The sequence below is a fragment of the Variovorax atrisoli 110B genome, assembly GCF_000382045.1.
In the GTDB taxonomy this organism is placed as follows: domain Bacteria; phylum Pseudomonadota; class Gammaproteobacteria; order Burkholderiales; family Burkholderiaceae_C; genus Variovorax; species Variovorax atrisoli.
In genome coordinates this window covers 347,459-361,187 of the sequence record NZ_KB907451.1, presented here as the reverse complement: position 1 = coordinate 361,187, position 13,729 = coordinate 347,459, and the positions used below count along the sequence as shown (strand labels likewise).

Genomic DNA, 13,729 nt, shown 5'->3' with positions numbered 1-13,729 from the left:
AAGACGGCGGCGCAGAGGCACGCGGTGCGCGCTGCCCGGGAGCGAACCAAGTGAAGCTTTTCCAGCGCGCGCAGCGCTCCCTGTTCGGCGAGATCCTCGACTGGATGCTCACGCCGCTGCTGCTGCTGGTGCCGGTGAGCATCGGCGTCACCTGGCTGGTGGCGCAGGGCATCGCCAACGCGCCCTTCGACCGCGCGCTGGAGCACAACGTGAAGGTGCTGGCCGAGCTGGTGACGGTGAAGGAGGGGCACGTGCAGTTCGTGCTGTCGCAGTCGGCGCGCGAGATCCTGCGCGCCGACGAGGCTGGCCACGTCTACTACCAGCTGCTCGACGGCTACGACAACCTGCTCAGCGGCGAGCGCGACATCCCGCAGCCCGGCCTCGACGAGCCGCTGCCCCCCGGACAGGTGTTCCTGCACAACAGCGACGTGCACGGCCAGCCGGTGCGCGTCGCTTCGATGTGGATCGCCAGCGGTGCCGACGACGTGCCGCCCACGCTGCTGCAGCTGGCCGAGACGCGCGAGAAGCAGTCGGTGCTGGCGGCGGAGATCATCAAGGGCGTGCTGCTGCCGCAGTTCGCGATCCTGCCGCTGGCGGTGCTCCTGATCTGGCTGGCGCTGGTGCGCGGCATCAAGCCGCTGTCGGTGGTGGAGGCGCGCATCCGCGAGCGGCGCCCCGGCGACCTGAGCCCGCTGGATGAGTCCTCGGTGCCGCTGGAGGTGGTGCCGCTGGTGTCGTCGGTGAACGAGCTGCTGGACAAGCTCAACGACTCCATCGGCACGCAGAAGCGCTTCCTGGCCGACGCGGCGCACCAGCTGAAGACGCCGCTGGCGGGCCTGCGCATGCAGGCCGACCTGGCGCAGCGCGAGGGCGCGAACGCCGACGAGCTGAAGCAGTCGCTCAAGCAGATCGGCCGCGCGAGCAAGCGCGCGACGCACACGGTGAACCAGCTGCTGTCGCTGGCGCGCGCCGAGGGCAACAGCGCCCATACGCACCACCAGCCCTGCGACCTCGCGAAGCTGACCATCGAGGTGGTGCGCGAGGCTGTGCCGCGCGCGATCGAGAAGCGCATCGACCTGGGCTACGACGGCGTGGAGCCCGGCCAGCCGGGCGTGGTGTTCGACGGCAATCCCACGCTGCTGAAGGAGCTGGTGCGCAACCTCGTCGACAACGCCATCAACTACACGCCCTCGACGCCCGAGCGCCCCGGCCTGATCACCGTGCGCGTACTGGCCGATCCCTTCGGCCACGTGCTGCTGCTGCAGGTGGAGGACAACGGCCCGGGCATCGCCGAGGCCGACCGCGAGCTGGTGTTCGAGCCCTTCTACCGCGTGCTCGGCAACGAGGCCGACGGCTCGGGGCTGGGCCTGCCGATCGTTCTGGAGATCGCGAACCAGCACCGCGCGCAGGTGAAGCTGGAGGACGCGCATCCGGGCAAGCACCCGCCAGGGGCGCTGTTCACCGTGCGCTTCGAAGCCGAGCAGCCCTCCTGAGGCGCGCCCGGAAACCGTCTACGGCGCCGGCGCAGCAGGCTTCGCCGATTCCTTGCGGATCTGCAACCACTCGGGGTGGATCTGCCGCGCCATGCGCTGCGGCTCGCGCTCCGCGAGGGAGGCCGGCGCGAGGCCGAAGCCCGCGAGGTCGCCGCGTGTCCAGAGGAAGTAGCCGGCGTTGGCCAGCAGCAGCACGACGAGGAGCAGGCGCAGCTTCATGGTGGTGAAGATCAGAATCAGAAGGCCATGCCGCGAGGGCGCACGCTCACTTCGTCGCTGGAGATCAGCTGCAGGCCCGCGTCGGTGCGTACCTGCAGCTCGCCGCCCCAGGCCACGCCTTCGCACAGGCCGGCAGTGCCGTCGCTGAGCATCACCTCGCGTCCGCGCAGCACGTCGCGCGCGGCGAAGCGCTCGGCAAAGGGCGCGAAGCCCCGCGCCTCGAAGTCGAGCACCGTCCGCACCAGCGGCCCGGCCAGATCGGCCAGCACCTCGGCCGCGGTGGCACCGGGGCGCCACTGGTGCAGCCATGCCGGCGGCGTGCGCATGCCGTCGCCCTCGCGCGCGCCGATGTTGATGCCGATGCCGATCACCACATAGCGCGACGCGGCCGGCCCGCCGTCGGAGGGCAGGGCGGTCTCGATGAGGATGCCGACCAGCTTGCGGTCGTCGACCCAGATGTCGTTGGGCCACTTGAGGCCGACCTTGTGCGCGCCCGAGGGATCGAGCCCCTCGGCCACCGCCACGCCGACGGCCAGCGACAGGCCCGACCAGTCGGCGGGCGCCAGCGGCATGCCGAGCGAGAAGGTCAGCGAGGCGGCCGCATCCTGCTGCGCGCCGCTCTGCCAGGGGCGCCCGAGGCGGCCGCGCCCGGCCGTCTGGCGCTCGGCCACGAGGAGCACGGGCTCGACGCGGCCGGCACGCGCGCGGCGCATCAATTCGGTGTTGGTGGAGTCGATTTCCGCCACGGCCTCGACCGCGAAGCCAGGCAGCAGCGGCGCGACCGCCGCGGCGATCCGGTCCTGGAACCAGTCGGCGGTGCTGCTGTCGTTCATCGCCGTCAGTCCCTGGCGGACCTGGCTTTCTTCGCCGATTTCTTTTCAGCCTTGGCGTCGGCCTTCTTCTCGGCCTTCCTGGCTTCCTTTTTCTCGGCCTTTTTCCTTTCGGCCTTCTTCTCGGCCTTCTTTTCAGCCTTTTTCTTCGCCTTCTTCTTCTTTTTCTTTTCTTCGTCCTCATCCTTCGGTGTCAGCAGCGTGCCGCGGCACTGCTCCGAGCCGCACCAGCACGGAAATTCGGCGAGCAGCTTCGGCGTGTACGGCTCGTCGATGATCAGGCCGTAGTCGTAGTTGAGCTCTTCGCCGGCTGCGATGTTGCGCAGCGCCTTGATATAAACGCGCCCGTCGACCTCGTCGGCTTCGCAGTTCGGCTCGCACGAGTGGTTGATCCAGCGTGCATCGTTGCCCTTGACGTTGCCGTCGATCACGCGGCCGTCGTCGATGTGGAAGTAGAAGGTGTGGTTCGGCTGGCTCGGGTCGTGCGGATGGCGGCGCAGCGCCTCCTTCCAGCTGATGACTTCGCCCTTGTATTCGATCAGCGTCTCGCCTTCGGCCAGGTCCTGCACGGCGAAAACGCCGTTGCCGTGGACGGCGGAGCGCCGCATCTGGATGCGGCGGCCGGTGGAGCGATCCTTGGCGGACTTCGCATCCGCCTCGGGGAGCGCGGTGGCCTGCGAATCACGACCGGCCGGAAGTGGGGATTTGGAAGGCATCGCCGAAGTCTGTTAGTTTGAATATGCACACATGCGCGTGTGCGCGTGCGCACGCGGGAAGCCGCAGAGTATAGAGAGCCCTTAGATGACAAAGACGTTGGTAATCGCAGAAAAGCCGTCGGTGGCGCAGGACATCGTCCGCGCTCTCACGCCGGTGGCCGGCAAATTCGACAAACATGACGAGCATTTCGAGAACGACAGCTATGTCGTGACCAGCGCTGTCGGTCACCTGGTCGAAATCCAGGCGCCCGAGGAATTCGACGTCAAGCGCGGCAAGTGGAGCTTCGCCAACCTGCCGGTGATCCCGCCGCACTTCGACCTGAAGCCCGTCGACAAGACCAAGACGCGCCTGAACGCGGTGGTCAAGCAGGCCAAGCGCAAGGACGTCACGCAGCTCATCAACGCATGCGACGCGGGGCGCGAGGGCGAGCTGATCTTCAGGCTCATCGAGCAGTACGCGGGCGGCAAGTCGGGGCTGAACAAGCCGGTGAAGCGGCTGTGGCTGCAGTCGATGACACCGCAGGCCATCCGCGACGGCTTCGACTCCCTGCGCACCGAGAAGCAGATGCAGGGCCTGGCCGACGCCGCGCGTTCGCGCTCGGAGGCCGACTGGCTGGTGGGCATCAACGGCACGCGTGCGATGACGGCCTTCAATTCGCGCGACGGCGGCTTCTTCCTCACGACCGTGGGGCGCGTGCAGACGCCCACGCTGTCGGTGGTGGTGGAGCGCGAGGAGCAGATCCGCAAGTTCGTCTCGCGCGACTACTGGGAGATCCACGGCACCTTCGGCGCCGAGGCCGGCGAGTACTCCGGCAAGTGGTTCAACCCCGACTGGAAGAAGGCCAGCGCCCCGCTGCTGCCCAACGGCGAGCCCGACCCCGAGCAGCGCGCCGACCGCGTGTGGAACGAACAGGAAGCCCGCGCCATCGCCGACGCCGCGCGCGGCAAGCCCGCCACCGTCACGGAAGAGAGCAAGCCCACCACGCAGGCCTCGCCGCTGCTGTTCGACCTGACCTCGCTGCAGCGCGAGGCCAACAGCCGCTTCGGCTTCAGCGCCAAGACCACGCTGGCGCTGGCGCAGAGCCTGTACGAGCGCCACAAGGCGCTGACCTATCCGCGTACCGATTCGCGCGCGCTGCCGGAAGACTATCTTCCCGTGGTCAAGCAGACGATGGGCATGCTCGCCAACAGCGGCATGAAGCACCTCGCGCCCTTCGCCCAGCAGGCGATCGACGGCTCCTACGTGAAGCCCAACAAGCGCATCTTCGACAACGCGAAGGTGTCGGACCACTTCGCGATCATCCCGACGCTGCAGGCGCCCAGCGGCCTGAGCGAGGCCGAGCAGAAGCTCTACGACTTCGTGGTGCGGCGTTTCCTCTCGGTGTTCTTCCCGAGCGCCGAGTACCAGGTCACCACGCGCATCAGCACGGTGGAACAGGGCGGCAGGAAGTACGCCTTCCGCACCGACGGCAAGGTGCTGGTGAAGCCGGGCTGGCTCGCCATCTACGGCAAGGAAGCGCAGGACGACGAGAAGGAAGACGACAAGGACGGCAAGCGCCTCGTGCCGGTGAAGCCGGGCGAGATCGTCAAGACCCTCGCGGCCGACATCAAGGGCCTGAAGACGCGCCCGCCGGCACGCTACTCCGAAGCCACGCTGCTCGGCGCCATGGAAGGCGCGGGCAAGACCATCGACGACGACGAGCTGCGCGAGGCCATGCAGGAGAAGGGCCTCGGCACGCCGGCCACGCGCGCGGCCACCATCGAAGGGCTGATCGCCGAGAAGTACATCCTGCGCGAAGGCCGCGAGCTGATCCCCACGGCCAAGGCCTTCCAGCTCATGACGCTGCTGCGCGGCCTGGGCGTGGAGGAACTCTCCAAGGCCGAGCTGACCGGCGAGTGGGAATACAAGCTCGCGCAGATGGAGAAGGGCTCGCTCAGCCGCGACGCCTTCATGCGCGAGATCGCCGAGATGACGCAGCACATCGTCAAGAAGGCCAAGGAATACGACCGCGACACCGTGCCGGGCGACTACGCCACCCTGCGCACGCCGTGCCCCAACTGCGGCGGCATCGTGCGCGAGAACTACCGCCGCTACGCCTGCACCGGCAAGAGCGGCACGGGCGAGGACGCCTGCGGCTTCTCGTTCGGCAAGTCGCCGGCCGGGCGCACCTTCGAGGTGGAAGAGGCCGAGGCGCTGCTGCGCGACAAGCACATCGGTCCGCTGGAAGGCTTCCGCTCCAAGGCCGGCTGGCCCTTCACCTCCGAGATCGTCATCAAGTACGACGAGGAGGCGAAGAACTGGAAGCTGGAGTTCGACTTCGGCGACGACAAGAACGAGGAAAGCGGCGAGATCGTCGACTTCAGCGATCAGGACACCGTGGGCCCCTGCCCGGTATGCGGCGCACCGGTGTTCGAGCACGGCAGCAACTACGTCTGCGAGAAGTCGGTGCCGACCAATGCGCAGCCCACGCCGAGCTGCACCTTCAAGACCGGCAAGATCATCCTGCAGCAGCCGGTGGAGCGCGCGCAGATGGAGAAGCTGCTGGCCACCGGCAAGACCGACCTGCTCGACAAGTTCGTGAGCATGCGCACGCGCCGCCCCTTCAAGGCCTTCCTGACCTGGAATGCGGAAGAGGGCAAGGTGACCTTCGAGTTCGCGCCGCGCGAGGGTGCAGCCAAGTTCCCGCCGCGCAAGACCTTCGCCGGCAAGACCCCTGCAGCCAAGAAGACGGCAGCGGCGAAGAAGACGCCCGCCGCCAAGAAGGCACCGGCCGCGAAGAAGGCCGCCGCGCCGCGCAAGCCCGGCGCGGGCCTGAAGCCCAGCGACGCGCTGGCGGCGGTGATCGGCAACGAGCCGGTCGCGCGCACCGAGGTGGTCAAGAAGCTGTGGGACTACATCAAGGCCAACGGCCTGCAGGACGCGAAGGACAAGCGCGCGATCAACGCCGACGCCAAGCTCAAGCCCGTGTTCGGCAAGGACCAGGTGACGATGTTCGAGCTCGCGGGCATCGTGGGCAAGCACCTCTCGGCGCCCTGAGCCATGCGGCGCAGACGCTTCGGCGCAAGCCTCGCGATGGCTGCGGCGGTGCTGCTCGGCGGCACCGGCCCGGCGCAGGCCGCCGCGTGGCCCGACAAGCCGGTCAAGCTGGTGGTGCCGTTCCCGCCCGGGCAGGCCACAGACATCTTCGCCCGCGCCCTGGCCGAGCAGCTCGGCAAGCGGCTGGGGCAGCCGGTGGTGGTCGACAACAAGGCCGGCGCCGGCAGCAACATCGGCACCGAGTTCGTGGTGCGCTCGCAGCCCGACGGCTACACGCTGGTGGTGGCAGGCAGCGCGATGGCGGTGAACCAGACGCTCTACGCGAAGCCGGGCTTCGATCCGCGCAAGGATCTGGTCGGCATCTCGCTCGTCGCCAAGGTCCCGCTGGTGTTCCTGGCCACGCCCGAAAGCGGCATCCGCACCCTGGCTGAGCTCACCGCGCGCGCCAAGGCCGAACCCGGCCGGCTGAGCTACGCGAGCGCCGGCATCGGCGGCACGCAGCACCTGTCGGGCGAGATGTACAAGACGGCGGCGCATGTGTTCGTCACGCACATTCCGTACCGGGGCAGCGGCCCGGCGCAGTCGGATTTCCTGGGCAACCAGGTGCCGCTGATGATCGACTCGGTGACGGCCGCGCTGCCGCACATCAAGTCGGGCCGCGCGGTGCCGCTGGCCGTGACCTCGGCCACGCGCTCCTCGCAGCTGCCCGACGTGCCCACCGTGCGCGAGAGCGGCGTGGCGGGCACGAAGAACTTCGAGGCCGTCGGCTGGCTCGGCCTGATGGCGCCGCGCGGCACGCCGGGCGAGATCGTCGAGCGCCTCAACCATGAGGTGACCGACATCCTCAAGAGCGAGCAGATGGCCCGCTTCATCCGCGAGCGCGGCGCCGAGCCCGCACCGACCACGCCGGCCGAGTTCGACCGCTTCGTGGCGAGCGAGATCGGTGTCTGGGGCGCGGCGGTGAAGGCCTCGGGCGCCAAGCCCGAGTAGCGTCCCGCCGGGCGCTTCAGCCAGGGGCGGGCAGGGGGGCCGGCGCCTCCTTGGCGCGGTCCACCTCCGCGAGCAGCCAGCTGCGGAAATGATCGAGCGTGGCGAGCTGGCCGCGCCCTTCCGGGTAGCAGAACCAGTAGCCCTCGTTGCCGCGGTAGCCGCCGCCGGGCAGCGGCTCGTCCACCAGCCCCGAGGCGATCTCGTCCTGCACCAGGCAGCGCGGCACCAGCGCCACGCCCATGCCGGCCATGACCGCACGAATCATGGTCTGGAACTGGTCGAACTGCGGACCCGCCAGCGGGTCGAGCCCGCGCACCCCATGCGTTTCGCTCCAGTGCAGCCACGACTGCGGCACCGTGACGTGGCGCAGCAGCGTGCAGCGCGCCACGTCCTGCGGCGTGCGGATGGCCACCTCGGCCTGCGCCGCTCGCGGCGCGATCAGCGCCACATCCTGCCCCGCGAGGTAGTGCGACCGGGCGCCGGGCCAATGGCCGTCGCCGAAAAGAATGGCGCAGTCGAGCTCCGGCCGCTCGAAGTCGTAGCCGTGCACGAAGGGCACGAAATGCAGCGTGATCTGTGGATGCGCGCGCTGGAAATCGGGCAGCCGCGGAATCAGCCACTTGGCGCCGAAGGTGGGCAGGGCGGAGAGGTGCAACGCGCCACCGCCATCGCCGCTCGTGATGAGCTCCAGCGTGGCCGCCTCCAGTTGCGCCAGCGTGGCGCGCACCGCCTTCTCGTAGCGTTCGCCCGCCGGCGTGAGCGCGAGGCGCTTGCGGCTGCGCTCGAACAGCGGCGCGCCGATCCAGCGCTCGAGTTCCTGCACCTGCTTGCTGACGGCGCCCTGCGTGAGGTGCAGCGCCTCGGCGGCGCGCGAGACGCCGCCGAAGCGCACCACGGTCGAGAAGGCGCGCAGCAGGTTCATAGGCGGATTGAGACGGCGAAGCGACATGGAAGGAAGCCCATCAAAACATTCCAGATTGGAATGTTAGCTGGTCTATCCTTTGCTTCAGGTGATGGGAGCGAATCGCTCCGTCACCTCCTGATTCATCGGAAAAATCCCATGCTACGTCGTCATTTCATTTCCACCCTTGCCGCCGCATCTGTCGTGCCAGGAATATCCTTCGCCCAGGGCAAGCCGATCCGCCTGATCGTGCCCTTCCCGCCCGGCGGCGCCACCGACATCACGGCGCGCGTGCTCGGCGAGCCCCTCGGCAAGATCCTCCAGCAGCCCGTGGTCATCGACAACCGCGCGGGCGCCGGCGGCTCCATCGGCATGGCCGAACTGGCCCGCGCCACGCCGGACGGCCTGGCCTTCGGCATCGCCACCCTGTCCACGCACGGCGTAAACCCGGCCGTCTACCAGAAGCTGCCCTACGACCCGATCAAGGGCTTCGCCGCCGTCACCGAGATCGTCAAGGCGCCGGGCGTGATCGTCATCAACCCGACGAAGCTGCCGGTGGCCAGCTTCGCCGAGCTGGTGAAGTACCTGAAGGCCAACCCGGGCAAGGTGTCGTACGCCACGCCGGGCAACGGCACCATCGGCCACATGTGGGGCGAGCTGTTCAAGAGCAGCACCGGAACCTCGATGGTGCACATCCCCTACCGCGGTGCGGGCCCGGCCATCAACGACGTGCTCGCGGGCGAGGTGCCGGTGTACTTCGACCAGGTGGCCTCCTCGCTGCCGCACGTGAAGGCGGGAAAGCTGAAGGCGCTGGCCGTGTCGTGGAACGGCCGCCTCGACGTGCTGCCCGACGTGCCCACCTATGCGGAGCTGGGCTATCCGGTCAACAACGACCCGTCGTGGTTCGGCATGGTCGCGCCCGCAGGCACGCCGGCCGAGCTGGTGCTGCGCATGCAGCAGGCCGTGGCCACCGCGCTGAAGGACGCCTCGGTGCGCGATCGCCTTGCGCTGCAGGGCCTGTACGCCTCGGGCACCACGCCGGCGCAGTTCACCAGGCAGATCGCCAGCGAGATCGACAAGATGAAGAAGGTGGCCGAATTCGCACGCGTGCGATTGGACTGAGCCCGGCCTGCCTATGCATCCTGTCCTGAAACTGATTCAAACCCGCGCCCAGGTGACAAGCGTCGCCGGGCACACGCCGCTGGTGCTGGACTCCCCGCACAGCGGCACCGTCTACCCCGAGGACTTCCGCACGGTGCGCGACCTGGCCACGCTGCGCCGGGCCGAGGACACGCACGTCGAGAAGCTCTATGCCTTCGCGCCCGAACTGGGCGCGGCATGGATCGAGGCGCACTTTCCACGCAGCTACCTCGACGCCAACCGCGACACGACCGAGATCGACACCAGCATGCTCGAAGGCACGTGGACCGACCCGGTCTCCACCGACCCGCGCGTGCTGTCGAAGGTGCGCCTGGGCAAGGGCCTGATCTGGAAGCTCACCGACGACGGGCTGCCGATCTACGACCGACTGCTTCCGGTGGAAGAGGTGCGCCAGCGCATCGACAGCTGCTGGCGGCCGTACCACGCCGCCGTGGCGCAGGCGGTGGACGAGGCGCATGCGCGCCACGGCTACAGCATCCACATCAACTGCCACTCGATGCCGGCCGTCGCGGCCAGCCATGCGACCGACTTTCCGGGCCTGGTGCATGCCGACTTCGTGATCGGCGACCGCGACGGCAGCACGGCCAATCCGGCGCTGTCGCGCAGGATCTGCGAACACCTCCGCGGCTTCGGCTACAGCGTGGACTACAACCATCCCTACAAGGGCGTGGAACTGGTGCGCCGGCAGGGCAGGCCCGACGCGAACCGGCACAGCATCCAGGTCGAGATCAACCGCAGGCTCTACATGGACGAGGCCACGCTGGCGCTCGACGAGGCCGGCGCGGCGCGGCTGCAGGGGCACCTGCGCTCGATGGTCGAGATGCTGCTGGCCACCGACCCGCGCCAACAACCCTGACGGCGCCGGGTGTGCTGTTACAGGCCGCTTTGCGCGGCCGGCCTATAGTGGTTCCGATCCAACCACCCAGGAGATTCCGTTGAAGTCGTCTTTCATCGCCGCCGCATTCGCGATCGCCATGGGCGTGCTGGCCACGGGTTGCGCCGGCACGGGTTCCGCAGGCAACGCTGGCTCCTCCGCCGCAACGCCGAGCAGCGGCAGCGGCGTCACGGTGTTCGGCACCATCGACGCCAGCGTCAGCGGCTACAAGAACAGCAGCAGCCCGCGCTGACCCGGATCAGGCCACGCCCTTCAGGTAGCCGTGCAGTGCGGCACGCAGCTGCCGTGACAGCGCCTGAAGGTCGGGCCGCCCGCCCGTGCCGATGTGCAGGTGCGCGAACAGGCCGTAGATGATGGTCTGGCACACGCGGGCGACTTCCTTCTTCTGGCAGTCCGGCGACAGGTCGATGGCCGCGTCGAGCACGCCCACCCATTCGGCCACGAAGCGGTCGTACATCTTGCGATAGGCCTCGGGGCCCGAGAGATGCCGCTCCAGCAGGTAGTGCGCGCCCCAGGCCAGGGGCTGCGCGCGATGCGCCTCCAGCTGCGCGTCGATCACCGCATCCACGATTTCCGCTAGCGGCCGGCCCGCATGCGCGGCGACGGCGGCGCGCATGTCCAGCAGCAGTGCCTTGGATCGCAGGTGCAGGCACACGCGCGCCAGGTCTTCCTTGCTCGCGAAGTATTCGTAGAAGCTGCCGAGCCCCGTGCCGGCCACCGACACGATCTCGCGGATGGTGATGGCGGCGTAGCCCTTCTCGACCAAAAGCCGAACAAAGGCCTCCTGCAGGGCCTGCGAGGTGTGGCGCGCACGGGACTGGCGCGGCTTGCGCCTGGGGGCGGCGGCCGGGGCGCGAGCGGTCGCCATCAGCGCAGCCGAACCCGAACACCTCGCGGGCGGGTTGTTCCTAGAATTTTCTGACCCATCGAACGGCATTCTGCAATGGCACAAGACGAGAGCACCCGGGACGAATCGCATCCAGCTGTCTACACCGCACAGGGCGACGATGCATGGCTGCCCGGCCCGTCGTCGCGCGGCCCCTGGGACCCGCGTGCGCAGCACGGCGGCGCACCGGCCGCGCTGCTGGTTCACGTGGCCGAGCGCGCTGCGCCGGGGCCTGGCTGGCAGCTGGCGCGGCTCACGCTCGAACTGGTCAAGCCGGTGCCGCTGGCACCGCTCGTCACGCGCACGCAGGTGCAGTCCGCGCGCTCCACGGTGCGCGTGGGCATCGATCTGCTGGCGGGCGAGGTGCTGGTGGCACGGGCGCACGCGCTGCTGCTGGCAAGCCAGTCGCTGGCGCTTCCGCCCGGCCTGCCGGGCTGGCCGCAGGAGCCGCTGCGGCCGCTGCCGCGCGACTGCACACAGCACGTGCGCATCCCGGGCCTGCCCGAGGGCGAGTCGTTCTACAGCACGGCCATGGAAACGCGCGTCGCCGAGGGCGACTCGACCCGGCCCGGTCCGTGTTCCGCATGGTTCCGCCTCGCGGTGCCTCTGCTGCACGGCGCAACCACCTCGCCTGCGATGCGCGCCGCGGCGGCGGCCGACTTCGGCAACGGGCTGAGCTGGGTGCTGCCGGTCGACCGCTACCTGTTCACCAATGCCGACCTGAGCATGAACCTCTTCCGCGTGCCGCAGGGAGAGTGGATCGGCCTGCGCTCGGCCTCGGAGGTGCACGGCGGCGGCGCGGGCCTGGTCGTGTCCCACCTCTTCGACGAGCAGGGCCCGATCGGCATCGCCACCCAGACGCTGGTGCTGCGCGAACGCAGCCCCGGCGCCTGATCCATCGGCACCCGAACGAACACTCAGGAGACAGACGCGCATGACCACCACCGGCATCCATCCCGACAACCAGGTCCCCGAACTCAAGGACTACAACGTCTACACCAGCGACCCCGCGCTGCGCGGCGCAGTGGAACGCGGCGGCGCGGCCTGGCGCGACGAGGAACTGGTGCGCCAGGGCGCGGAGTACGGCGCCGAGGCCACGCTGCGCGCCGCGGAGGACGCCAACCGCCACGAGCCCGAGCTGCACACCCACTCGCGTACGGGCGAGCGCATCGACCAGGTGCGCTTCCATCCGGCCTGGCACACGATGATGGCCATCGCCCGGCGCAACGGCATCGCCAACCTGCCGTTCTTCGACGAACGGCCCTCGGCCTGGGTGGGCTACGGCGCGTCGCTGTACATGCACAGCCAGATCGAGTCGGGCTCCACCTGCCCGACCACCATGACCAAGGCCTGCATCCCTGTCGTGCGCCGCAACGCGGCGCTGCATGCCGTGCTGCGCGACAAGCTCGCGTCGAACGAGCACGATCTGCGCGACATTCCGCTCGAGGGCAAGACCTCGATCACCGTCGGCATGGGCATGACCGAGAAGCAGGGCGGCAGCGACGTGCGCACCAACACCACGCGCGCCGTGCCGGCGGGGAGTGGTCCATGGGGAAGCGAATTCCTCCTCACCGGCCACAAGTGGTTCTTCTCGGCGCCGATGTGCGACGGCCACCTGGTGCTGGCCAAGACCGAAGAGCACGGCTCCTCGTGCTTCTTCGTGCCGCGCTGGCGGCCCGATGGAAGCAGGAACGCGGTGCACATCCAGCGGCTGAAGGACAAGGTGGGCAACCGCTCCAACTCGAGCAGCGAGGTCGAGTTCAAGGAGGCCTGGGGCGTGCTCGTGGGCGAGGAGGGCCGGGGCATCCCGACCATCATCGAGATGGCGACCGTGACGCGGCTGGACTGCGCGCTGGCCAGCGCCGGCTTCATGCGCCAGGGCTTCGCGCAGGCGCTGCACTACGCGCGCAACCGCCACGCCTTCGGCAAGGCGCTGGCCGACCAGCCGGTGATGACCGCGCTGCTGGCCGACATGGCGCTCGAATCGCAGGCCGCCACGCTGCTGGCGATGGGGCTGGCCTCGCGCTTCGGCTCGGCGGCACCGCTGGACACGGCCTGGCGCCGCCTGCTCACGCCCGCGGCCAAGTTCTGGAACTGCAAGCGCGCGGTGGCCTTCACCGGCGAGGCGATGGAGGTGTTCGGCGGCAACGGCTACGTCGAGGAGAGCCCGATGGGCCGGCTGTTCCGCGAGGCGCCGGTCAACTCGATCTGGGAAGGCTCGGGCAACGTGATGTGCCTCGACGTGCTGCGCGCCGTCTCGCGCAATCCCGACGACGCGCATCTCGTGCTCGACCAGCTGCAGGAGGTCGCCACCGGCGAGCCCCGCGTGCTCGACGCGCTGCAGTCCGTGCGCCGCATGACGCAGCTGCCGCCGCAGGAGCTGGAGCCGCAGGCCCGCCGCTTCACCCAGCGCCTGGTGCTGGCCGCGCAGGCCTGCCTGATGCTGGAGCATGCGAGCGCCGAGGAGTCGGCCGCCTTCCTGTCGAGCCGCTTCGATCCCGACTGGGGGCCGGTGACGGGCATCAGTGCCGGCACTTCCGATCCGGCAGCGCTGCTGCGCGCCGCCTGGCGCTGAGCGCCTGGGCGCCTGGGCGAGGCTCG

Annotated in this window: 13 protein-coding genes; 8 read left to right on the top strand and 5 right to left on the bottom strand. The window is 69.2% G+C overall.

All coding sequences use genetic code 11. The features are described from left to right. Window positions 1–50: 50 nt before the first annotated feature. Complete coding sequence (locus G369_RS0109745) at window positions 51–1,493, top strand: sensor histidine kinase (protein ID WP_019653812.1); 1,443 nt, start codon at window positions 51–53, stop codon at window positions 1,491–1,493. 18 nt (window positions 1,494–1,511) lie between these two features. Here G369_RS0109745 and G369_RS0109740 read toward each other — a convergent pair whose 3' ends face one another. Genes G369_RS0109740 through G369_RS0109730 form a run of 3 tightly spaced genes read right to left on the bottom strand, consistent with a single transcriptional unit; the run spans window position 1,512 to window position 3,258 of the window. Then, window positions 1,512–1,712, bottom strand: a complete 201-nt coding sequence (locus tag G369_RS0109740) for a hypothetical protein (RefSeq protein ID WP_019653811.1) — start codon at window positions 1,710–1,712, stop codon at window positions 1,512–1,514. 17 nt (window positions 1,713–1,729) lie between these two features. After that, complete coding sequence (locus G369_RS0109735) at window positions 1,730–2,545, bottom strand: biotin--[acetyl-CoA-carboxylase] ligase (RefSeq protein WP_019653810.1); 816 nt, start codon at window positions 2,543–2,545, stop codon at window positions 1,730–1,732. Between the two features lie 5 nt (window positions 2,546–2,550). Further along, window positions 2,551–3,258 (bottom strand): SET domain-containing protein, encoded by a 708-nt coding sequence (locus G369_RS0109730; protein ID WP_019653809.1) that lies wholly within the window; start codon window positions 3,256–3,258, stop codon window positions 2,551–2,553. Between the two features lie 85 nt (window positions 3,259–3,343). Between G369_RS0109730 and G369_RS0109725 the strand changes: the two genes are divergently transcribed. Together G369_RS0109725 and G369_RS0109720 are read left to right on the top strand one after the other, a co-directional pair. Beyond that, entirely contained in the window at window positions 3,344–6,295 is a 2,952-nt protein-coding gene (locus G369_RS0109725) for a DNA topoisomerase III (RefSeq protein ID WP_019653808.1), read from the top strand. A 3-nt stretch (window positions 6,296–6,298) separates the two neighbouring features. Then, window positions 6,299–7,285 (top strand): Bug family tripartite tricarboxylate transporter substrate binding protein, encoded by a 987-nt coding sequence (locus G369_RS0109720; RefSeq protein WP_019653807.1) that lies wholly within the window; start codon window positions 6,299–6,301, stop codon window positions 7,283–7,285. Between the two features lie 16 nt (window positions 7,286–7,301). Here G369_RS0109720 and G369_RS0109715 read toward each other — a convergent pair whose 3' ends face one another. Next, window positions 7,302–8,234: a LysR substrate-binding domain-containing protein gene (locus tag G369_RS0109715; protein ID WP_019653806.1), complete on the bottom strand. Its 933-nt coding sequence runs from the start codon at window positions 8,232–8,234 to the stop codon at window positions 7,302–7,304. A gap of 111 nt (window positions 8,235–8,345) precedes the next feature. On the opposite strand from G369_RS0109715, the gene G369_RS0109710 reads away from it, so the two are divergent. The 3 genes from G369_RS0109710 (at window position 8,346) to G369_RS0109700 (ending at window position 10,474) form a co-directional block, all read left to right on the top strand. Further along, window positions 8,346–9,308 (top strand): tripartite tricarboxylate transporter substrate binding protein BugE, encoded by a 963-nt coding sequence (locus G369_RS0109710; RefSeq protein ID WP_019653805.1) that lies wholly within the window; start codon window positions 8,346–8,348, stop codon window positions 9,306–9,308. Between the two features lie 13 nt (window positions 9,309–9,321). Beyond that, the gene (locus tag G369_RS0109705) at window positions 9,322–10,203 is read left to right on the top strand and encodes an N-formylglutamate amidohydrolase (protein WP_019653804.1); all 882 of its coding nucleotides are present in this window, start codon (window positions 9,322–9,324) and stop codon (window positions 10,201–10,203) included. Between the two features lie 79 nt (window positions 10,204–10,282). Next, window positions 10,283–10,474 (top strand): hypothetical protein, encoded by a 192-nt coding sequence (locus G369_RS0109700; protein ID WP_019653803.1) that lies wholly within the window; start codon window positions 10,283–10,285, stop codon window positions 10,472–10,474. Window positions 10,475–10,480: 6 nt separating this feature from the next. Here G369_RS0109700 and G369_RS0109695 read toward each other — a convergent pair whose 3' ends face one another. Then, on the bottom strand, window positions 10,481–11,110 hold the full coding sequence (locus tag G369_RS0109695; RefSeq protein WP_051127558.1) for a TetR/AcrR family transcriptional regulator: 630 nt from the start codon (window positions 11,108–11,110) through the stop codon (window positions 10,481–10,483). A 75-nt stretch (window positions 11,111–11,185) separates the two neighbouring features. Here G369_RS0109695 and G369_RS35595 point away from each other — a divergent pair, with 75 nt between their 5' ends. Beyond that, window positions 11,186–12,022 (top strand): thioesterase family protein, encoded by an 837-nt coding sequence (locus tag G369_RS35595; RefSeq protein ID WP_019653801.1) that lies wholly within the window; start codon window positions 11,186–11,188, stop codon window positions 12,020–12,022. Window positions 12,023–12,062: 40 nt separating this feature from the next. After that, window positions 12,063–13,703 carry an acyl-CoA dehydrogenase family protein gene (locus G369_RS0109685; RefSeq protein WP_019653800.1) on the top strand — a complete coding sequence of 547 codons (1,641 nt, stop codon included), beginning with the start codon at window positions 12,063–12,065 and terminating at the stop codon, window positions 13,701–13,703. The last annotated feature ends 26 nt before the right edge of the window (window positions 13,704–13,729 follow it).